This window comes from Erythrobacter longus, from assembly GCF_000715015.1.
Classification (GTDB): domain Bacteria; phylum Pseudomonadota; class Alphaproteobacteria; order Sphingomonadales; family Sphingomonadaceae; genus Erythrobacter; species Erythrobacter longus.
The window spans coordinates 54940-74746 of the sequence record NZ_JMIW01000010.1 but is presented as its reverse complement, the minus strand read 5'-3'; the positions used below and the strand labels follow the sequence as shown (position 1 = coordinate 74746).

20 protein-coding genes and 1 tRNA gene are annotated in these 19807 nt (G+C 57.1%); 10 read left to right on the top strand and 11 right to left on the bottom strand.

The window, feature by feature from the left end; all coding sequences use genetic code 11:
- Positions 1 to 92: 92 nt before the first annotated feature.
- The 4 genes from EH31_RS16495 to panC all read right to left on the bottom strand — a co-directional run bounded on the left by EH31_RS16495 (position 93) and on the right by panC (position 3683).
- The gene (locus EH31_RS16495) at positions 93 to 1493 is read right to left on the bottom strand and encodes a DUF6538 domain-containing protein (RefSeq protein ID WP_081853474.1); all 1401 of its coding nucleotides are present in this window, start codon (positions 1491 to 1493) and stop codon (positions 93 to 95) included.
- 118 nt (positions 1494 to 1611) lie between these two features.
- Positions 1612 to 1685, bottom strand: a tRNA-Gly gene (locus tag EH31_RS16490).
- A 59-nt stretch (positions 1686 to 1744) separates the two neighbouring features.
- Positions 1745 to 2785, bottom strand: a complete 1041-nt coding sequence (locus EH31_RS16485) for a DUF475 domain-containing protein (protein WP_034962425.1) — start codon at positions 2783 to 2785, stop codon at positions 1745 to 1747.
- A 25-nt stretch (positions 2786 to 2810) separates the two neighbouring features.
- Entirely contained in the window at positions 2811 to 3683 is an 873-nt protein-coding gene (gene panC, locus EH31_RS16480) for a pantoate--beta-alanine ligase (protein ID WP_034962424.1), read from the bottom strand.
- A gap of 119 nt (positions 3684 to 3802) precedes the next feature.
- On the opposite strand from panC, the gene EH31_RS16475 reads away from it, so the two are divergent.
- The 6 genes from EH31_RS16475 to EH31_RS16450 all read left to right on the top strand — a co-directional run bounded on the left by EH31_RS16475 (position 3803) and on the right by EH31_RS16450 (position 10716).
- Entirely contained in the window at positions 3803 to 4627 is an 825-nt protein-coding gene (locus EH31_RS16475; RefSeq protein WP_034962423.1) for a division plane positioning ATPase MipZ, read from the top strand.
- Positions 4628 to 4630: 3 nt separating this feature from the next.
- Entirely contained in the window at positions 4631 to 4966 is a 336-nt protein-coding gene (locus EH31_RS16470) for a J domain-containing protein (RefSeq protein ID WP_051699382.1), read from the top strand.
- Between the two features lie 151 nt (positions 4967 to 5117).
- Positions 5118 to 6554, top strand: coding sequence for a phosphoglucomutase/phosphomannomutase PgmG (gene pgmG / locus EH31_RS16465; RefSeq protein WP_034962422.1), 1437 nt, complete (start codon positions 5118 to 5120; stop codon positions 6552 to 6554).
- On the top strand, positions 6544 to 7332 hold the full coding sequence (locus EH31_RS16460; protein WP_034962421.1) for a hypothetical protein: 789 nt from the start codon (positions 6544 to 6546) through the stop codon (positions 7330 to 7332). The genes pgmG and EH31_RS16460 overlap by 11 nt, the downstream gene beginning before the upstream one ends.
- A gap of 88 nt (positions 7333 to 7420) precedes the next feature.
- Positions 7421 to 8236 carry a DUF2059 domain-containing protein gene (locus EH31_RS17095; protein WP_152553621.1) on the top strand — a complete coding sequence of 272 codons (816 nt, stop codon included), beginning with the start codon at positions 7421 to 7423 and terminating at the stop codon, positions 8234 to 8236.
- Positions 8236 to 10716, top strand: a complete 2481-nt coding sequence (locus EH31_RS16450) for a ligase-associated DNA damage response DEXH box helicase (protein WP_034962420.1) — start codon at positions 8236 to 8238, stop codon at positions 10714 to 10716. The genes EH31_RS17095 and EH31_RS16450 overlap by 1 nt, the downstream gene beginning before the upstream one ends.
- 81 nt (positions 10717 to 10797) lie before the next feature.
- Here the strand turns inward: EH31_RS16450 and EH31_RS16445 are convergent, their stop codons facing one another.
- From EH31_RS16445 to EH31_RS16430, 4 genes are all read right to left on the bottom strand, one after another.
- Positions 10798 to 11235, bottom strand: coding sequence for an ExbD/TolR family protein (locus EH31_RS16445; protein WP_034962418.1), 438 nt, complete (start codon positions 11233 to 11235; stop codon positions 10798 to 10800).
- A gap of 38 nt (positions 11236 to 11273) precedes the next feature.
- Positions 11274 to 11810: an ExbD/TolR family protein gene (locus tag EH31_RS16440; RefSeq protein WP_199797056.1), complete on the bottom strand. Its 537-nt coding sequence runs from the start codon at positions 11808 to 11810 to the stop codon at positions 11274 to 11276.
- Between the two features lie 133 nt (positions 11811 to 11943).
- Positions 11944 to 12717, bottom strand: coding sequence for a MotA/TolQ/ExbB proton channel family protein (locus EH31_RS16435; protein WP_034962416.1), 774 nt, complete (start codon positions 12715 to 12717; stop codon positions 11944 to 11946).
- A 72-nt stretch (positions 12718 to 12789) separates the two neighbouring features.
- A complete protein-coding gene (locus EH31_RS16430) occupies positions 12790 to 13464 on the bottom strand; it encodes an energy transducer TonB (protein WP_034962413.1) in 675 nt (224 codons plus the stop codon).
- Positions 13465 to 13942: 478 nt separating this feature from the next.
- On the opposite strand from EH31_RS16430, the gene EH31_RS16425 reads away from it, so the two are divergent.
- Entirely contained in the window at positions 13943 to 14794 is an 852-nt protein-coding gene (locus EH31_RS16425) for a hypothetical protein (protein ID WP_034962411.1), read from the top strand.
- A 76-nt stretch (positions 14795 to 14870) separates the two neighbouring features.
- The gene (locus EH31_RS16420; protein ID WP_241765972.1) at positions 14871 to 16211 is read left to right on the top strand and encodes a homoserine dehydrogenase; all 1341 of its coding nucleotides are present in this window, start codon (positions 14871 to 14873) and stop codon (positions 16209 to 16211) included.
- A 26-nt stretch (positions 16212 to 16237) separates the two neighbouring features.
- On the opposite strand, the gene EH31_RS16415 is transcribed toward EH31_RS16420, so the two are convergent.
- Both EH31_RS16415 and EH31_RS17455 read right to left on the bottom strand, forming a co-directional pair.
- Positions 16238 to 16810, bottom strand: a complete 573-nt coding sequence (locus tag EH31_RS16415) for a hypothetical protein (protein ID WP_034962409.1) — start codon at positions 16808 to 16810, stop codon at positions 16238 to 16240.
- On the bottom strand, positions 16807 to 17403 hold the full coding sequence (locus EH31_RS17455; protein ID WP_152553620.1) for a hypothetical protein: 597 nt from the start codon (positions 17401 to 17403) through the stop codon (positions 16807 to 16809). The genes EH31_RS16415 and EH31_RS17455 overlap by 4 nt, the downstream gene beginning before the upstream one ends.
- Positions 17404 to 17622: 219 nt before the next feature.
- On the opposite strand from EH31_RS17455, the gene glpX reads away from it, so the two are divergent.
- Positions 17623 to 18615, top strand: coding sequence for a class II fructose-bisphosphatase (glpX, locus tag EH31_RS16405; RefSeq protein WP_034962454.1), 993 nt, complete (start codon positions 17623 to 17625; stop codon positions 18613 to 18615).
- 58 nt (positions 18616 to 18673) lie between these two features.
- Here glpX and EH31_RS16400 read toward each other — a convergent pair whose 3' ends face one another.
- On the bottom strand, positions 18674 to 18961 hold the full coding sequence (locus tag EH31_RS16400; RefSeq protein ID WP_034962406.1) for a hypothetical protein: 288 nt from the start codon (positions 18959 to 18961) through the stop codon (positions 18674 to 18676).
- Positions 18962 to 19339: 378 nt separating this feature from the next.
- Here EH31_RS16400 and EH31_RS16395 point away from each other — a divergent pair, with 378 nt between their 5' ends.
- Positions 19340 to 19807, top strand: coding sequence for a hypothetical protein (locus EH31_RS16395; RefSeq protein ID WP_152553619.1), 468 nt, complete (start codon positions 19340 to 19342; stop codon positions 19805 to 19807).

Here is a 19807-nt window from a genome sequence, read left to right as displayed (position 1 = left end):
AAATCTCTCTGATCGTTCAATAAATCGTCGCCAACAGTGGGTCACACAGTTGGGTCACAAACAGTCCAAGCAAGGCGTCTACCTGCGAACGGCTAAACTTGGTTTTGCCGTTTCAAGAGATGCGATAGATCGAGATCGGGAAACTCGATTTGCCCAATAGCATCATACAAGATTTTTGGGCGGTAGCCTGCACCATAGTTGCCGGCAGATTCACTTCCAGAACCACCAGTTACCCAACCCCCTAAACGCAACGTAACATCACGGTCGATGCCTGCGTTTCGTGCTGAATCACGAAACCCATGACGAAACGAATGGAAGCATGTTCGGTCAGCCGCTGCGCCCGCGCTGACAAGGAATCGTGAAAACCAGCGCGAAAAGGATACAGAGCGGAAACCTCGCCGCCCGAGGGGCAGGTCATCAAACAGTTTCAAACTTCCAGCAGCCTTCTTGCTTTGCACAAACTTGATTAACCCGAGTTCTGCGAGAGATGGATGCATCGGCACGATCCGCTCACTAGACTTGGTCTTCAACGATTTGTCCGTCGTGCCCGAAATGCTCTGCTCCGAAATCACCAAGCACTGAACATCATCAAGGCTACGAATGTCGGACACGTCCAACTGGCAGATTTCATTAAGCCGCATACCCGAGAAGAGCGCTATCAATGGGACCCAATAGCGAGCGCCAGAAGCAATCGTATTCCCCGAGACAGCATATCCATGCTGTTCATCTTTGCATCCGACGTAAATCGGCGCGTGGAAGATATTGTGAAGCTGCCATGCAGCGAATGGTTGGCGTCGATCCTTGGGATGCACTGAACCTGCTATACGAAGTCCACGCGCTGGGTTCTTCCCGAGATAGTCTTCCACCACAGCCCAATTGAGCATTGTCGCAAACCTCGACATGTAGGCGTTCACATTCGTTGTGTTTATGGTCCGAATCTCCGAGTTATTCCGCGCTGAATTAGCGGCATCGCGGACATTGATGCCGCTGAATTTTTTGGCGAGGTTCCTTGGCATCCAACGCAAAGTATCGAGCAGATCACGGCAATCTTCTCTTTCAATCGAAGTAATCGGCGTGCTCGCCCCCAACACATCTTCGACCACTCGGCGGGTGGTGTGGTGCGCCAACATTGACCGATCTGATATACTTCGTGCTGGGTCCGATAGAAAACGCTCGTAGACTTCTGAGAGAGTCATAAGAGTAGTAGGTTCGTGATCTTTGGCAGATCGCACCGAAATCGTCTTGGAAGCAGTTGCTTCAATCGTTGCTTGGATGACGACCTCATCCTTTGGCAGCATGCCGTTTTGAACACGCGTCCGCTCAAACATAGACTCGATATCGAATGCCGCGAGGCGAGCCAATCGGAGCGCGCGCTTTTTGCTGTCTGTTCGCAACGATCTTTTGACATGACTCTTGCCTAAAGCCTGTCGGAGATCAGCGGGAACTCGCACTCGATACTGATAGATTGAGCCACGCAGGTAGACGCCTTGCATGGACTGTTTGTGACCCAACTGTGTGACCCACTGTTGGCGACGATTTATTGAACGATCAGAGAGATTTGTCGGTCTTGGAGAACAGATTTATCTGCGTTTTCAGAGGGCTGCGAATGTCTGGAGCGGGTAAGGGGAATCGAACCCCTCTAGCTAGCTTGGAAGGCTAGAGCATTACCACTATGCTATACCCGCCCGCTCGTAGGCTCGCGCCTTTGCCATCAAAGCCGCTCTTTCGTCAAGCAGCCAATCTCTTACGCAGCTTGCGCTGCTCCATCGGCCCTGTTTGCGCGGACAGAAGACCAGAAGGCAAGCCCGATAAGGACCGCGCCGATGAGGCCAGTGATAACCTCTGGAATATGCGCGAAGGTGTTGACGTACATAATCACGCTGAGCGCGAGGATCGCGTAGAACGCGCCGTGCTCAAGATAGCGATATTCCGACATCGTGCCTTTGCGCACCAGAAAGATCGTCATCGAACGCACAAACATCGCGCCAATGCCAAGGCCAATGGCGATGATGATGAGGTTGTTGGTGAGCGCAAAGGCCCCGATCACCCCGTCGAATGAGAAGCTTGCATCGAGCACTTCGAGATAGAGAAACGCGCCAAACCCGGCCCTTGCCACGTCCCCTGAAGAAGGCGCGGGCGGTTCGAGCACGTGGTTGACGATCTCCACCACCAGATATGTAAGAAGCCCGCCAATCGCAGCGATAATGAAGGCAAGCGCATCTGCGTCGGCCAGCATGGTCGACGTCGCCCATGTTGCAAGAAGGACGATACCAATCGAGATGGCTTCGATATCGGCGACCTTCGCCAGCGGGCGCTCAATGACGGCGATCCAATCGTGGTCTTTGTCGGAATCGAAGAAGAATTTAAGCCCGACCATGCCTAAGAACGCGCCGCCAAAACCCATGAGGCCGATATGCGCATCGCTTACGATCCGTTGGTATTCGTCCGGGTTGCTTAACGCCAAGCCTACTGCGTCAATGGGGCCAAGCGAAGCTGCGACCATTACGATCACAATCGGGAAGACAATCCGCATACCAAAGACCGCAATCGCAATCCCCCACGTGAGGAAGCGTTGCTGCCAAACCGGGTCCATGTCTTTCAGGACCGAGGCATTGACGGCCGCGTTGTCGAACGAAAGCGAAACCTCCAGCACAGCGAGGACAGCGCAAATCCAAAGGATGGAGAGCGTGCCTTCAAGCGTGCCAGAGACTGTCCAGCCATACCATCCGCCCAACGCCATGCAGATGGCGGTGAACACGAGTGAGCCCCAAAAGTGCTTTAACATCGAAAACTGTGATCCCTAAGACCGGTCAACATGAAACGGCCATGTTGTCGATTAAGCGCGTGCCCCCAATACGGGCAGCAACCAAAAGCCGCGCTGGCTTGCCGCTTAATCGTTCCAACGGCTCAAGGGAAGCGGCGTCTGCCAAAACGGTGTAGTCGGGCTTGTCAAAGCCTGCGTCCATCAAAGCCTTCTCAAGCTCAGAAAGTGCGTTTGCTATCTGCGCGCCCGCCTCGATTTGAGCAATCGCTGCCTGCATGGCGCGCGGAAGATTTGCCGCTGCGGCCCGGTTTGCATCCGACAAATACCGATTACGGCTCGACATGGCGAGGCCATCACTTTCGCGCACGGTGGGAACGCCGATGATCGAGTGGACATGGGGGAAAGCAAGATCAAGATCGCGCGCCATTGCCCGGATGACAGCCAGCTGCTGAAAATCCTTCTCTCCAAAGAATGCCATATCGGGCTGAACCTGATTGAACAGCTTGTTCACGACTGTTGCAACGCCATCAAAATGGCCAGGCCGGGATCCGCCGCACAGCCCCTCGCTCACGCCGGTAACCGATATATTCGTGACGAAGCCTTCTGGATACATCTCCTCAGCGCTGGGTGCCCACAAAAGCGCGCAGCCTTCTGCTTCCAGCATCGCTGCATCTTCGGCCAATTGCCGGGGATAGGCGTCTAAATCTTCATTCGGGCCAAATTGCGTGGGGTTCACAAAGATCGACGCAGCGACCGCATCGCATTCCTCCAATGCGCGGCGCACCAGTGTCAGATGCCCTTCGTGCAGCGCGCCCATCGTAGGCACGAGGCCGATGCGCGCGCGTTCCCTCCCGTCGCTGGCGCCGCGAAGCTTTGCAACATTTGTTCTCAACACATCGAGCGTGTGTGCAGTTTGCACGTGGGTGTCCCCTTGAATAAGGCTTATGCGGAGTATCAATAGACCCTCGCGCTATATGCTAACAAGGCGTAGCGCTGTTTTGGTCAACCGATGCGTGAACTCAAAAAGGATTTATTTGAATGGTTGCCGCCCCCCAGGAACACCGAGTGCACCGGATTGTTTTTGCCAATGAGAAAGGCGGCACCGGAAAATCGACCACGGCCGTGCACGTTGCGGTTGCTCTGTCGTACCTTGGTGCTCGGGTGACTATGCTTGACCTTGATCCGCGCCAACGCACCTCGCATCGCTATATGGAAAACCGTTTCCACACGATGCAGCGCCGCGGGCTACACTTGCCGACACCGGCTTGCGAAGTGTTCAAGGGCCGCAGCGCACAGGCGCTTCTGCTAAAAATGGAAAAGCTCGAGGCGGACTGCGATTTTCTGATCATCGACAATCCTGGGCGCGACGATGAATTGGCGCGCACCGCGGTTGAGCAGGCAGACACTTTGGTGACGCCAATGAATGATAGCTTTGTCGATTTTGACCTTATCGGTCAGGTCGATCCCGAAAATTTCAGGGTCAAGAAACTGTCCTTTTTTGCCGAGCTTATCTGGGAGGCGCGGATGAAGCGCAGCCGCGCAACGGCTTCGGGGGATCGCCCCCAGATGGATTGGGTCGTGGTGCGCAATCGCACGGGCCGGACCGAGGCGCGCAACATGGCGCGTATCAATCAGGCGCTTACCGAAATGTCCAAGCGCGTTGGCTTTCGCGTGACCCATGGCCTTTCCGAACGCGTGATTTTCCGCGAGCTTTTCCCGTCGGGCCTGACCCTTCTTGATAAAGGCCATTTGGGCGACCTTGGTACCAGCCACCTTGTCGCGCGCCAGGAATTGCGCAGTCTGGTGATGGCGCTCAACCTGCCCAAGTTCGCGAAAGCCAAAGCCCCAGTGGAGCCCGCCTGACACATGTTGAAATTCGCCGTTATCTTGATTGTCATAGCAATCTTGTGCCGCTGGGCCATGGGAAGATGGCCTTGGGAGCTTCTCGCTGGCTCACCTACACGCACGCAAAAACTGGCTGAGGCACGCAAAGCTCTTGGCGTGACTCGAAAAGCGGGAAGGGAAGAGATATTGAGCGCGCACAAACAGCTCATTTCCAAAGTTCACCCCGACCGTGGCGGGTCGAGCGCGCAGGTCCACGAAGCCAATGACGCACGCGATTTCCTGCTTGCGAACCTGCCTCCGTCTGACGCGCCTAACTCCGATATGGATGCGTCTGACGATGATACGACTCCAGAATAGCTGAGAATTTCGTAGTCTTGACGCAATTGTTCTAGAAGAGGCTGCACAAGCGAGTCTATGCTTGCTGCCTGCTGGCGTACTCAGCGCGCCAACTGAACGCAGACGAAATTTTTAAGCAGTCAAACACCCACGAATAAGGCCCCCTATTCTCATGTCTCACACATTCGACCCCACAGTGCTGCGTGAATACGATATTCGCGGAATTATTGGCGAGACCCTCGGTCCAGATGATGCGCGTGCCATTGGTCGCGGGTTCGGAACGCTGCTTCGCCGCGCGGAAGAGGCTGAGGGCGCGTCCAGCCCGCCCAAGGTCGCAGTGGGTTATGACGGGCGGGTAAGCTCCCCCATGCTCGAACATGCTTTGGTTGAAGGGCTTGCGGCAAGCGGATGCGATGTGGTGAAGGTCGGCATGGGCGCGACCCCAATGCTGTATTACGCCGAAGCCTCAGCCGAAGACGTGAAAGGCGGCATTCAGATAACTGGCAGCCACAATCCCCCCAATTACAATGGCTTCAAAATGGTATTTCAAGGGCGACCATTTTTCGGGGCCGACATCCAGACTTTGGGAACCATGGCTGCTGCCGGGGACTGGGCCGATGGAGCCGGAGAAGTCACCCTTCGCGACATCATGCGCGAGTATGTCGAGCGCATGCTCGAAGGATTGGCTGGTATCGACGAGAGCAAACTCAGCGGCCTCAAGGTCGGTTGGGACGCGGGTAACGGCGCGGCCGGACCGGCCCTCGAAGCGCTGGCGGCGCGATTGCCGGGTGAACACCATTTGCTGTTTACTGAAGTTGACGGACATTTTCCCAATCACCACCCTGATCCAACGGTTGAAGAGAACTTGGCGGATCTGCGCAGCTTAGTCGCTGAGAAGAGCCTCGATTTTGGTGTGGCTTTTGACGGCGATGGCGACCGGATCGGTGCGATTGACGGCGAAGGGCGTGTGATCTGGGGCGATCAGCTTTTGATGATTTACGCCGAGGACGTTCTAAAAACCCATCAAGGTCAAACGATTATCGCTGATGTAAAGGCAAGCCGCGCGCTGTTTGACCACGTCGCAAAACATGGCGGCAAGCCGTTGATGTGGAAGACCGGCCACTCGCTCATTAAGTCCAAAATGAAGGAAACCGGTTCGCCGCTTGCTGGCGAAATGAGCGGGCACGTGTTTTTTGCCGACACATATTACGGTTTTGACGATGCGCTTTATGCCGGCGTCCGCCTGCTTGCAGCGTCTGCACGGCTGGGTAAGTCGGTGACTGAACTGCGTAGCGCAATCCCCGATATGCTCAATACGCCAGAGATGCGTTTCCAAGTGGATGAGGTCCGCAAATTCCCGGCTATGGCTGAAATTAAAGAGCGGCTTACCACTAATCCTGGTGATGGCGTCGAAGAGGTCAATACAACCGATGGCGTGCGCGTGAACACTGCCGATGGCTGGTGGCTGCTTCGTGCATCCAACACGCAAGACGTGCTGGTTGCTCGTGCGGAAAGTGACACGCAGGAAGGCCTTGATCGTCTGATCGCGCAGATCGACGAGCAATTGCAGCTCTCTGGCCTCGAACGCGGGGAGAGCGTTGGGCATTAAGGGCACACAGTGGGCTTGGGAAAAGCTCGGGATCGCAAGCACGTCCGATAAGGATGCGATCCATGCCGCCTATGCTGCAAAGAGGGCTGAACTTGATGCGCAGGCCATGCGCATATCCGCTTTTGCTGAACTGACGGAGGCTCGCGAGAAGGCGTTGTTCTTGGCGTCTGAATTGCAGCGCGAGGAAGAGCGTGAGCTAGAGGCAAGCGACCCGGATGAAGGCGGTCAAAGCGAGGAAGTCACCGCCGAGGTCTCGCCAACCGTTGACGTTCCAGAGCCCCGACAAGTGCCAGAGTCCCAACAGGAGGCTCCTGCAGAACCAGAGCCAGAACCAGAGCCAGAGCCAGAACCAGTACCCGAGCGCGACTTTAACGGACCTTGGAAGTCTGCCTCCCGAACCGAAAATTCAGCAAACGGCGAACCATCTCCCGCATCTGTAGAGGCCCAAGAGATAGGCGATGGGTGGGAGCATGCGGGCCGCTATCGCCCGAGCTATGATGTGCCCGAAGAACCTGGTCATTATGGACCACAGGTTGAGCCCGGGCTCGACCCGAACCCGGATGAGGAATGGAAGCCTGCAGGAGGCTACATTCCCGAGGCCGAGCAAACTATTGATCCCTCACTGATCGTTCCCAAGCCTTCCGCATCCGATGAACCAAGTGATATGGGCCTCAAAATTCGCGGTGCGGTTCGCGGTTTCTTTGAACGTTATCCGATCAAGACCTATTGGGTGATCTATGGCCTTGCCGCCTTCTTCTTCCTTCGCTCCTGTATGTGAAGGCGTAAAGAAATAGCTAGAAATGGGGTGGAACGCTTTGTTTGGGTGAGGCATTACTCTTCACGAGATATTGAAAAGGACCGTGATGATGAAACGCTTGATATTGGCCGCTACTGCAGGCCTTGCCCTGTCGCTGACCCCTGCGCCTGCATTCGCCCAATCGAGCGAGCCGACCGCTGAAGAGCTGGGAGCGCTGGGTTCGCTGTTTGGCGATATGTTCGGGACGGCCGAACCATTGTCGCCCGAACAAGAAGCACGCCTTGGCGCGGCGATGGTGGTCGTGACTAAGCTCTTTCCCGAAGGCACGTATGCCAAGATGATGAACGAAAGTATGGCCCCAATGATGGAGGGGATGCTGGGCGGACTTGGCGGGTCGCCTGCTATCACATTGACGGCGCTTACTGGCATTGACCCTTTCACCCTGACATCTGTTGAAGACGAAAAGCTGGCGGAAGCGGTCGCATTGCTTGATCCGGCAGCAGCACAGCGCAACGCCGCGATGAGCGATGCGATGTTCACCCTCATCAGCGAAGTTGTGGTGGAGGTTGAGCCTGCCTATCGCTCCGGCCTTGCGCGCGCTTATGCAGTGCGGTTTTCGGGCGAGGAATTGGCAGACCTCAGCGCTTATTTCGACACGCCTGTGGGCAAGAAATACGCCGCTGAAAGCTTCCTCATTTTTGCCGACCCGCAAGTCATGGCGTCAATGAACGAAATCATGCCCGCAATGATGCAGCGTATGCCTTCGATCATGGAGATGATGGAGAACGCGGCTGCTGAGTACCCCGAAGGCCGCACGTTCTCTGCTCTAAGTGCTAAAGAACGCGCAAAACTGGCTTCCTTGTTGGGGGTGAGCGAAGAGGAATTGGCAGATGCTGAACCTGCGGGAACCAGCACCGAGTTCTAATGGTCTTATCGCAAGCGGAGAGGCCCAAGGGTCCCGTCCCCGTTGAGGTCCAAGCCTGGTTTGATGCGCGCGGTTGGCGGATCAGACGGCATCAGCTGGATATGCTCAGCAAAGCGCGCGCAGGAGCGGACGCATTGCTTGTGGCCGACACCGGAGCGGGTAAGACGCTCGCGGGCTTTCTCCCGACCTTGTGCGATTTTGCGCCCTCGGCGGGTGAGGCGCCGGAAGATGGGCTCCACACACTCTATGTTTCGCCATTGAAGGCGCTTGCGCATGATGTGAAACGCAATTTGCTGACCCCGATTGAGGAAATCGGCCTGCCGATCCGGGTGGAGACGCGTTCAGGAGACACGTCCTCCGACCGCAAGAAGCGCCAGCGCACAAAGCCGCCTCACGTTCTGCTGACCACGCCGGAAAGCCTCTCGCTCCTGCTCTCTTATCCAGAGAGCATGGAGATGTTTCGCACGCTCAAACGAGTGGTGATCGACGAGGTGCACGCTTTTGCGACGGGCAAGCGAGGTGACCTTTTGGCGCTGGCCCTTGCGCGGCTTCAAACGCTTGCCCCCGATATGCAGCGGGTCGCTTTGTCGGCTACGCTTGGCAATCCGTTGAGCTTTCAGGAATGGCTCAGCCCGCAAGCCCCCGGGGACACAGGCGAAATCCAAGCAGCAGACTTGGTGCTTGGCGAAAAAGGTGCGCCTGCTGAGGTGGAAATCCTCTTGCCAATAGAAGAGCGCGTGCCTTGGGGCGGGCATGCGGGGCGCTGGGCGGTGGACCAGTTGATGCAGGCGATTCGTGACAATCGCACGACGCTGATCTTTACCAACACGCGCTTTCTCGCCGAGTTCATTTTCCAATGCCTGTGGGAAGTGAACGAGGAAAACCTGCCCATCGGTGTCCACCACGGGAGCCTGTCGAAAGAGGCACGGCGCAAGGTCGAAGACGCAATGGCAGCGGGAGAATTGCGCGCGCTGGTGTGCACGGCGAGCCTCGATTTGGGCGTTGATTGGGGCGATATTGATCTGGTGGTGCAGATGGGCGCGCCAAAGGGTTCCTCACGCCTCCTGCAACGCATCGGGCGTGCAGGGCACAGGCTTGATACAGCAAGCCGCGCGGTTCTGGTGCCGGGCAATCGGTTCGAGTTTCTCGAAGCGATGGCAGCGAAGGATGCGGTTGATGAGGGCATGCGCGATGGCGAGGATTTTCGTGCAGGCGGCCTCGATGTGCTCGCCCAGCATGTGATGGCCTGTGCGTGTGCCGGGCCGTTCCACGAGGAGGATTTGCTCGCCGAAATCCGAAGTTCCATGGCCTATGCCTGGCTCGACAAGGCGGTGTTTGATCGGGTGCTGCATTTTGTTGAAAGCGGTGGTTATGCGCTGAAAGCCTACGACAAGTTTAAGCGGATCACCCGCGATAAGCAGGGTGTTTGGCGGCTCACCCACCCCAATCAGGCACAGCGCCACCGGATGAACGCCGGTATTATTGTCGATAGTGAGATGCTGCAGGTCCGCTTCAAGAACGGGCGGCAATTGGGTAAGGTGGAAGAACGGTTCGCAGCGCAATTGTCGAGCGGTGACACCTTCTTCTTTGCCGGGATGAGCCTTGAGGTTGAGGCCGTCAAGGACATGGACGTGATCGTGCGCGCGGCTAAAAAGTCGGCGACGATTCCAAGCTATGGCGGGCTGCGCTTGCCGCTCACAACGCATCTGGCCACGCGGGTGCAGGCGATGCTCGATGACCGCGCCGGGTGGGGGCGGTTCCCCGATGATGTGCGCGAATGGTTGGAGGTACAGGATTATCGCAGCCGACTGCCAAAGCCAGGGGAATTGCTGGTAGAAAGTTTCCCGCACGCAAAAAAGCACTATACCGCCTATTACACCTTCGAAGGGTGGAACGCGAACCAGTCGCTGGGCATGCTGATCACCCGTCGCATGGAAAGCCTTGGCCTGATGCCTGCGGGATTTGTGGCGAATGACTACACTCTTGCGGTGTGGGGTTTGAAGCCGGTGACTGATCCCAAACCGCTATTGTCGCCCGATATCCTGACCGAAGAGTTCACTGATTGGGTGACCGAAAGCCACCTCCTGCGCCGCGCTTTTCGCGAAGTGGCCGTCATCAGTGGTCTGATCGAACGCCAGCACCCCGGGAAGCGCAAGACGGGTAAGCAAGTGACCTTCTCAACTGATCTCATCTATGATGTGCTCAAGAAATACGAGCCCGACCATGTGCTTTTGGAAGCTGCATGGACCGATGCGCGCGCGCGGATGACCGATGTGGGACGGCTCGCAGATCTGCTTGAGCGTTCGCAACACGAGCTTGTGCATGTCGAGCTTGACCGGGTGAGCCCGCTTGCCGTGCCGGTGATGACGATGATCGGGCGCGAAGCGGTGCCGCAAGGCGAGGTCGACGATGAGCTCCTGCTAGAGGCGGAGACATTGGCGGGCGAAGCGATGCGGATTGAGCCGAAGGAAGCCCACTAGCGCCCCAAACAAAAAAGGCGCCGTGAGTTTCCTCACAGCGCCCTTTTTTCAAAGCCAAGTGGCTCTTGCTTCGATGAAGCCTTATTCGGCACCGCCAAACACGCGGTATCTCTCGTTTCCGACAAAACCAAACTTGGTCACGCCAGACCTCTTGATGATATCGAGCGTTTTCGCCGACTTGTCGTAGCTTGCTTGAGCAAACGGTTCATACTGCAATTCAGGCTCCACTGGCATCGCCAGTGTTTGCGCAAGAATTGATACCAGGTTTCCGTCAGTGATCGGCTCGCCGTTCCACAAGAGCTGGTCGTCGTCTGTAATCGACAACTTGTTCTTGTCGGGTTCGACATCAATGTTGTTTGGTGGCGGATCGCCTGATGGAAGATCGATATCAACCGAGTGTGTTGCCACCGGAATGGTGATGATGAACATAATCAGCAGAACGAGCAAAACGTCGATCAGCGGTGTCATGTTCATATCGAGCATCGGTTCGCCGTCGAGTTTACCTCCAGCCATACCCATGTCAGTTACTCCTTAAATTCGTCAAACAGACTTTGGGATCAGCCATTTGGATCAACCGGGTTGGAAATGAAACCAACCGTTGGATAGCCCGCTGCCTGAATGTTGTAGATCGCACCCGCAACGCAGCGCCAAGGCGTCTCAACGTCAGCCCGGATGTGCACCTGTGGGATGAGTTCTGGATCTGCCATAATCACTTCAACCCCGCCAGCGCGCTGAACGATCGCATCGAGGCGGTCAAACGCCTGTTTGCGAAGCTCTTCCGAGTTAACCGGAGTGATGTTGTTAAAGTAGACCCGGCACTCGCCGCCCCGTGTCGCTCCGGAAAATCCAGAACGAATGGTTCCTGCGGTCCTGCCCTCAGCATCGGTCGTGCTGATGGTAAGCTGCAGGTTTTCCACCTTGTCCTTGGATTCTTCGGATTCGAAGACCGGGATTTCAAGCCTTTCGATCGTTTGGATCGCCACCGGAACCGCGATGAGGAAGATGATGAGGAGAACCAGCATCACGTCCACAAGCGGCGTGGTGTTGATGTCGGACATTGGGGTATCGCCCCCGCCTCCCGTCGAAATCGCCATTGTGAATTCCTTAATTGCTCAAGTTTGAGCGTTTCTCAAATCAGACACCCTTTCGAAAAGATGCCTTGTGCGAAGGGGTAAGCAGGCCGGCCCGATCAGCGCAGGGAACTGCGCCTCTCGGGCCGAAATTCGCTTACTTCTTCGCAGGCGCAGCCGCTGGCGTTGCAGCAGGCTTCTTGGCGGGTGCAGCAGCGCTAACAGCAGGCTTAATTGTGCCGTTAGAGCCGATGTATGCAACGATGTTGTTCGAGAAATCGGTCATCAAAGCGTCGATGCGGCGGTTGCGCGACTGGAGCCAGTTAAACGCAAGCACAGCAGGCACAGCCACGAGCAGACCAATCGCGGTCATGATGAGGGCTTCGCCAACAGGACCCGCAACCTTATCGATCGAAGCAGAACCTTCGATACCGATGTTGATCAGCGCGCGGTAAATACCGATAACGGTACCAAGCAGACCAATAAACGGAGCGGTTGCACCAACCGATGCCAGGAACGACAGGCCGCCGGAAAGCGACTGGTTGATGGTGTTTTGCGAGTGTGCGAGCTCTTCTTCAACGAAGTGAATCTCGTTGCCAGCACCTTCCATCTTGCCGTGGTGGTCTTGAGCGGTGACAGCATCGTCAGCAAGCTGGCGCCAGGCTGAGTTCTTCTCAAGCTTGGTTGCGCCTTCTTTGAGCGATGCAGTGCGCCAGAACGCAGTTTGAACGTTCTTGTACTGACGCATCACTTTGGCTTGTTCAAAATACTTGGTGAACAGGATGTAGAAAGAGCCAACTGACATGATGATCATGACAGCAAGGATCGACCAAGCGACAGGGCCGCCCTCTTCCATAGCTTTCATGAAGCCAAATTCGTTGACGGGCGCTTCAGTGCCGGCAGCAGCCGCTGTAAGATAATAAAGGTTCATTGCGAGTAATCCTCTTGAAGTAGTTTTATCGGTGTCTGCGGGCTCCCTTGCCCACAGACACCATCAATTCGATCAATTCAAACGGTAAGTGATCCGTGTCGAGTAACTGCCGGTGGTCTCATTGCCATCCCGGTCAAGCGCCGGGTTAAAGCGCGCATAACGCTCCATTCCGCGGCACGCTGCGTCATCGAGAATGCTGGAACCGCTTGATGCGGTAACCCGGCAATTTGTCGCTCGACCATCCGGCGTCACCGTCACAGCCACACCAACCGTACCTTCGATTTCTTCACGAAGTGCCCGTGAAGGATAATTCTCTTGAATACGGCCTGCCCAGCGACCCTCGCCACGAGTTGATGCACCGCGAGCCTTCGACGGAGCCTGTGTCGGCCGCGGCGTTGGGGTTGCAGTCGCGGTAGGGCGCGGAGTTGGATCCGGCGTTGGCCGCGGCGTCGGGTTGGGGTCTGGTTCCCGCTCAACATTGTTGTTCTGGTTGAGCTGAGGGATTGGTGGCGGAGGTACAGTGGGTGGTGGTTCCACAATCTCTTCAGGGGGAGGTGGCTCCTCCTCGGGCTCAGGGGGCTCCTCGGGCTCTTCCACGTTAACCGCAGTAACCCGCTCAGCGATTTCCTTCACCGCCGAAATGGCGAGCCCGGAAATGAGCAGGTAACCGACTGCTACGTGGATTAGCGCGACGAAAATAATGGAAGTAACTCGACTTCCACCCATTTGTTGGTCAGCGTAGGCCATCCAGTCGCTTTCACTCCATAGTCTTGGTCGAACCGGGGCGTTCGACACACATTTTCACGCGCCAGAACAACTCACACTATTCGATTCGCACTTGTGAAAGCACGCGTCCCGATGAGTTAGTCCCAGGTAGTGACTCCCAGAATCTTGAACTTCCGACTGGTCAGGATTTTCTTCAAAGCGGGACCCGGCGACCCGTTACACGCTCTTCAAAACCATCCCAATCGACCTTGCCTCTTCGATCCAATACGGACCTAAAATGCAAAGACGCTCCACGTGCTGACTTTGTCCCCAACCTCAACACGAGCGGATGGCTTTAACGGTCAACTTTCGGGCAATCAAACGCTTTATCCATTCAGGAGCGATTCATTGCGATGGACTTGCAATAGGAAAGGCACAAATATGTTGTGTGTCTGTTGAGTAGGATTCGGTGATGAAGCCCCATGTTAACGCGAAATTAACCCTTTGTTTCAAGAGTCTAATGGGATCATCCATTGTGGCGGCATCACTGCTTGCAGGATCAACTCCGGCCCTTTCTCAAAACCCTGTCCCAGATTTGAGCAGCGCCGCACAGCGGGCCACTTATGCCGATCTTGTCGACCTTGCAGAGCGCAGTGACATGGTAATCAGGGCAGAGATTCGCCGCCAGATCATTCTCAAGCCAGAGCGCGCACCGGGTTTAGAGCCCGGATTTGCAAGGCTTTATATAGAGGCGCGCACGCTCTCACTGATTTCCGGCTCTGCTGCGGTTGGCGAATCGCTGACCTTTCTGGTTGACGTACCGCTGAATGCGAAGGGGAAGCCGGGCAAGTATAAGAAGCGCCAGATGCTGCTGTTTGCCGACCGGGTTCCGGGCCAAAGCGGAGCAATCAGGCTCACCGCCAAGCAGGCAATGCTGGATTACACCGCTGAGTTTGAAGCGCGGCTTCGACCTATCTTGACCGATCTTGCAAAGGCCGATGTGCCGCCGCAGGTGACGGGAATTGGTGATGCGCTCGCAGTGCGGGGCAATCTGGTAGGCGAATCAGAAACGCAGATTTTTGTTGAGACCAGGGACCGTTCGCCTGTCTCTATCACGGTATTAAGGCGGCCGGGGCAGCCGGTAACATGGGGCGTGTCCTGGGGCGAAATCATCGATTCGTCGGCGCGCGCTCCTGAACCTCAGACTTTGCGGTGGTACCGCCTTGCCTGTTCGCTTCCTTCGCGGTTGCCTTCCAGCGCAAACCTCGCACGCGATCCAGAGGCTCGCCGCTTGGCAGAGGCGGATTATCGCTTTGTCATGGATGCCCTTGGCCCTTGCGCAAGAGCGATCACACGGGCGGATGAGGTTTAAGCGAGAGCTTCGTTTGTGAAACCGACAGGTTTACACGCTTGACCTGCGAGCCGGGGCCCGTAAGCGAAGTGCCTGATTGCAGACCACCACAAATTGGAGCGCTCTTTTGGGCAACACCTCACCTCTTCGCATTGGTATCGCTGGCCTTGGGACTGTTGGCGCAGGGGTTATTCGCCTGCTTGAAACCAACCGCGAACTGATTGCTGCGCGCGCTGGCCGGGCTATCGAAGTCACCGCGGTTAGCGCCCGCGAACGCGGTAAGGATCGCGGCGTCGATATCAGTGGTTTTGCCTGGGAAGATGATATGACCGCGCTTGGCTCGCGCCAGGACGTTGATGTTGTGGTTGAGCTGGTTGGCGGCTCAGATGGCCCTGCGCTGACGTTGTCGCGCGCCGCGTTTGCGGGCGGCAAGGGTTTGGTTACCGCTAACAAGGCGATGGTCGCGCATCACGGGCTTGAGCTTGCAAAAGCGGCTGAGGCGGGCGGTCTTGCGCTCAAATTTGAAGCGGCGGTCGCGGGCGGCATACCGGTGGTGAAAGGCCTTCGCGAAGGGACCAGCGCCAATCAACTCACCAAGGTTTACGGCATCCTCAATGGCACCTGTAATTATATCCTCACCACGATGGAGGCGACCGGCGCTGACTTTGCCGAGACTCTCGTCGAGGCGCAGGCGCTGGGATATGCGGAGGCTGATCCCACCTTTGATATCGAAGGTGTGGATGCCGCGCACAAACTGGCGATCCTTGCGACTATCGGGTTCGGGGTGGAGCTTGATTTTGCCAATGTCGTAACCACCGGCATTGTGGCTGTGCGCGCCGCCGATATCGCTCAGGCCGATGCGCTTGGCTTTGTTATCCGCCTGATTGCAGAAGCCGACGTGCAACAAGATGCAGATGGTCCCAAGCTCCTGCAACGGGTGCGCCCGTGCCTTGTGGCCAAAAATCACCCACTCGCCCCTGTCGATGGCCCCACCAACGCGGTGGTGGCGGAGGGCAACTTCTCAGGTCGCCTGCTGTTCCAAGGGCCAGGGGCGGGCGATGGCCCGACTGCCAGCGCCGTGGTTGCTGATATCATTGATATTGCGCGCGGAGATGTCGGCGCGCCTTTCTCCATGCCGATTGCGCAGCTTGCCAGTCTTGGCCCTGCGCAGCCAGGTGGACGGATGGAACGTACCTATTTGCGCTTTACCGTGAATGACCGCCCCGGCGTGCTCGCTGAAATCACAGCAGCGATGCGCGATGCGAATGTCTCGATTGAAAGCCTCATTCAAAAAGGGCGCGGCGGCGATGACGGCGAAGTTCTGGTCGCGATGGTCACTCACGAAGGGCCCGAGGCCAATGTCGCTCGCGCCGTCGAATTGCTGGATGGTTCGGACAGCCTGACGGGTGAGCCACTGGTCCTGCCGATCATCGCCTAGGCGATGACCTTCTGGTGCATGGCTGCCTAGTCTTCGCCCAAAGGTGGGAGTCCGCGCGCAATTCGGTCCGCATCTGATCCTTCAGGCGCTTCGGGCAGAGTTTCGAAGTCGACCATGACCGGAGGATCGGAAACCTCGCCAAACCTGGTGGTGAAGGTCACCATAAAGATCGAGCCTTCGGTTGGCAGGATCAGCCCGCTGCCATCCACATCCGGCGCCTTTGGACCCTGGGTTCGCTGGGCGTATCTGCGCTCAAACGCTTTCGCGTTCCATGATCCGTCGGTGGCCTCGCCCAGGCTGCGGCACACAACAATTTCGCCCACAAGGCGCGCTGCATCCATTTGCGCTTCGCATTGTTCATCAAACTCGGCTGAAGGACGCGTTTGTAGGCGGGTGAGATCAAGGACGATTTCACGTTCATCCTCTTCATCCTCTTCGTCCGCGCTCTGTGCCAGCAAGGGTGCCGGGACAAATACCGAGGCGATCAGGATGGAAAAGGGCAGGGCAGAAACGGGTTGGGCGAAAACGGGCAGGGCAAAAGCGATCAGAGCCGAGTAAAAAGAGATAGGTCCCCCGTGAAACCACGCGCCAACCATCATGGCAAATCTGGCGCATCCAATCCTGCGGCGCGTCTGCGCCTTTGGATCTCTTCCGGGGTAAGCTCTTCGTCCTTGCCCAATGGGGGCAGTCCGCGCGCAATTCGGTCAGCGTCTGACCCTTCCGGCGCTTCGGGCAGGGCTTCGATATCGATGATAAGCGCCGCTTCGCCGGGGCAGGGCGGGATTACGCACAGCCCGCCAACCGTTGCGGGTCCTCTGAATATCCCACCACCAGCAACATCGACCGGCTTTTCGCCTTGTGTGCGCTGAGCATAGCCGCGCTCAAACTCGCCCTTGTCCCATGACCCGTCCGTGCTCTCACCCAATCGGCGACAAACAAGAATTTCATTGGCAATGCGCGCAGCGTCCGCCTCTTCTTCGCAGTCCTGCTCGAGCAATTGATCGGATTCGCTGCGCGGCTTGGTGATCATCAGGTCAAGCACGCGGCGTTCACGCTGCTGGGGCGGGGCGGGTCTTTCGGCTTCTTCTTCGGCCTGCTCTCCATCATCCGTAACACTCGTTTCATCTTGCGCTGCCAGAGGACCAGCAACACAAACTGCGAGGATAGCAAGGCCCCGACGAAAGCTCTTCACACTATAGCTCTTCACACCAGGGCGCGGCCAAAGCTTCGCATCCGTTGGGTTATGCATTGGAATGCTCGACAAGCCTATATCCTCATGGCTAAGCGTTGGAGCATTCAACGCCCCGACCTTCGCAATGGGCGCATAAGGACTGAATTCCCAATGAACACTCCCACTAACTTGGACGATCTTGGCACAGATGTACTGGCCGCAAAAGAGGGCGCGACCGATATGAGCGATGAAAATGCGATTGACCGCATGCTCGTCCTTGAAATGGTGCGCGTGACCGAAGCGGCAGCGGTTGCCGCGGCGCAATTGATCGGGCGCGGCGATGAAAAGGCCGCCGATGCCGCCGCGGTTGAAGCCATGCGCCGGGCGTTCGATACCCTATACATGGACGGCACCGTTGTGATCGGAGAGGGCGAGCGCGACGAGGCTCCTATGCTCTACATCGGTGAAAAAGTGGGCGGGGCTCCTGGCAAAGGGCCAAAGATCGACATCGCATTGGACCCGCTGGAAGGCACGACGATCACTGCGAAAGCCGGTCCGAATGCTCTGGCTGTTCTTGCCGCGTCCGAAGAGGGCGGCCTGTTGAACGCGCCCGATGTTTACATGGACAAGCTTGCGGTGGGTCCTGGCCTTCCGGCCGGCGTGATCGACCTTGCCAAAACGCCGACAGAAAATGTCGAAGCGGTGGCCGCTGCCAAAGGCGTGAAGCCTTCTGAAATTAACGTCTGCGTCCTTGATCGTCCGCGCCATGCTGACCTTATCGCAGAGCTTCGCGCTATTGGCTGCGGTGTGCACTTAATCGGCGATGGCGATGTGGCCGGTGTTATTGCGGTGACCGATCAGGACACCACGATCGACATTTACATGGGCCAGGGCGGCGCGCCAGAAGGTGTTCTTGCAGCAGCTGCATTGCGCTGTGTCGGAGGCCAGTTCAACGGGCGTTTGTTGTTCCGCAATGACGATGAAAAGGCCCGCGCCAAGAAGTGGGGCATTACGGACCTTGATAAGATCTACAAGCTGGAAGAGCTCGCGAAATCGGACTGCATCTTTGCGGCTACCGGGGTGACTGATGGGTCGCTTCTGGACGGGGTCAAGAAACGGCGCAAATCAACCGGTGCGATCATCATGACCACTGACAGCGTTGTGATGCGTGCAAGCTCAGGAACGGTGCGCTGGATCCGAGGCGAACACAGGATCACGCCGCACCGGGTGTGATTGCGATAGCCGACTTTTAGTCTCGCCCGGACAGTCCTGCCCGCCGCCAAGTTAAGCTCTAACCCGGAATCGAAATCCCTGCACGGGCCGCGCAGCTGCGGGTCGTGCCTTCGACCTGTGCGCGGTTAGGACCAAGCATATCGGTGATTTCCAAACCTTGTTCAGCCAGGCTATCGACAAGGCAGGTGCACAAGGCGTTGCCCTGCGATGGGTTGGGCGCCATCTGGCCAAACTGGCGCTCGCATTTGGCAATACCGGCCAAGCGCACTTCCTCAGGGCTTTGAGGGCCACATGCCGCAAGCGTACAGGTTAGGGCGAGGGTCGCCGGAATTGCAATGATGCGCATGACGCGTCCTCCTTGGGTGAGTGCGCCTTTATGCAGCTTGGTTCCTAAATCGGCGTTAATTCAGGGTGGCTAGCTGTTGTGGTCAGCGCGGGTTCATGCGGTCCCGGCAAGATCAGATCCGACGTTGCAAACATCTAATGGACCCTCCCTTTGCCTGTCGCCCGCGTCTTTTTGGCATCGCTATTATTCGCGCAAAGCTCACTGCTGAGCGCCAACAGCGCCGTCCCAGCCGCCGTCCCAGCCGCCGTCCCAGCCGCCGATCCCGCATTTGATGCGCGCTTGGCGGAGCTGGCTGCCCAAGATGCTTCGTTAACCCAAGCGCTTGAGGATTCTCCCGATTGCGAAACCGGATGCATCACGCCTAGCGAGGCCCTCAGAATGGCGTTTGAAGCTGGCGAGGGCGAGGCACGCGCAGGACGGTTCCTGCTCGATATTAAAGGCGGCGGGCAAAGCATCAGCGGCTCGTTGGAGCAGCTCTTCTTCGTGAGCTCGAGGAGGGATTACGCACGCTTTGGCACACTTACGATCGCGATTGAGCCTGATGCACTCTACAATTTGCTGCGCCGGGCAACGGTCTGCAAATCGCGTGAATTTACTCCGGGGCGGATCGATGTGAAGGGGTGCCGTCAGGACGCAAATTTTGATCTCAACATGTTTACGATGATCCAGCGTCTGGGCGGCCGGCGTATCGCGGTCGACGGCGAAGTCCGCCTGCAATGGATTGACGCGCGCACCGGCCTTCCAAAGCCCGTTGCAAATAAACGCGGCGAGCATGAGGCGGGTTATTATCAGGTTTGGGTCCGGGTCGATAACGCTGATCAGGTGATCTTCGTTTACGACGAGTGA

Excerpts from the sequence above, each read along its gene's own strand:
- EH31_RS16435 (WP_034962416.1), bottom strand. The coding sequence starts at position 12,717 with ATGAACCTTTATTATCTTACAGCGGCTGCTGCCGGCACTGAAGCGCCC.
- EH31_RS16450 (WP_034962420.1), top strand. The coding sequence starts at position 8,236 with ATGGTCTTATCGCAAGCGGAGAGGCCCAAGGGTCCCGTCCCCGTTGAG.
- EH31_RS17095 (WP_152553621.1), top strand. The coding sequence starts at position 7,421 with ATGAAACGCTTGATATTGGCCGCTACTGCAGGCCTTGCCCTGTCGCTG.
- EH31_RS16425 (WP_034962411.1), top strand. The coding sequence starts at position 13,943 with ATGGGATCATCCATTGTGGCGGCATCACTGCTTGCAGGATCAACTCCG.
- EH31_RS16415 (WP_034962409.1), bottom strand. The coding sequence starts at position 16,810 with ATGATGGTTGGCGCGTGGTTTCACGGGGGACCTATCTCTTTTTACTCG.
- EH31_RS16400 (WP_034962406.1), bottom strand. The coding sequence starts at position 18,961 with ATGCGCATCATTGCAATTCCGGCGACCCTCGCCCTAACCTGTACGCTT.
- EH31_RS16485 (WP_034962425.1), bottom strand. The coding sequence starts at position 2,785 with ATGTTAAAGCACTTTTGGGGCTCACTCGTGTTCACCGCCATCTGCATG.
- EH31_RS16470 (WP_051699382.1), top strand. The coding sequence starts at position 4,631 with ATGTTGAAATTCGCCGTTATCTTGATTGTCATAGCAATCTTGTGCCGC.
- EH31_RS16495 (WP_081853474.1), bottom strand. The coding sequence starts at position 1,493 with ATGCAAGGCGTCTACCTGCGTGGCTCAATCTATCAGTATCGAGTGCGA.
- pgmG (WP_034962422.1), top strand. The coding sequence starts at position 5,118 with ATGTCTCACACATTCGACCCCACAGTGCTGCGTGAATACGATATTCGC.
- glpX (WP_034962454.1), top strand. The coding sequence starts at position 17,623 with ATGAGCGATGAAAATGCGATTGACCGCATGCTCGTCCTTGAAATGGTG.
- EH31_RS16445 (WP_034962418.1), bottom strand. The coding sequence starts at position 11,235 with ATGGGTATGGCTGGAGGTAAACTCGACGGCGAACCGATGCTCGATATG.
- EH31_RS16395 (WP_152553619.1), top strand. The coding sequence starts at position 19,340 with ATGGCGTTTGAAGCTGGCGAGGGCGAGGCACGCGCAGGACGGTTCCTG.
- EH31_RS16475 (WP_034962423.1), top strand. The coding sequence starts at position 3,803 with ATGGTTGCCGCCCCCCAGGAACACCGAGTGCACCGGATTGTTTTTGCC.
- EH31_RS16440 (WP_199797056.1), bottom strand. The coding sequence starts at position 11,810 with ATGGCGATTTCGACGGGAGGCGGGGGCGATACCCCAATGTCCGACATC.
- EH31_RS16430 (WP_034962413.1), bottom strand. The coding sequence starts at position 13,464 with ATGGCCTACGCTGACCAACAAATGGGTGGAAGTCGAGTTACTTCCATT.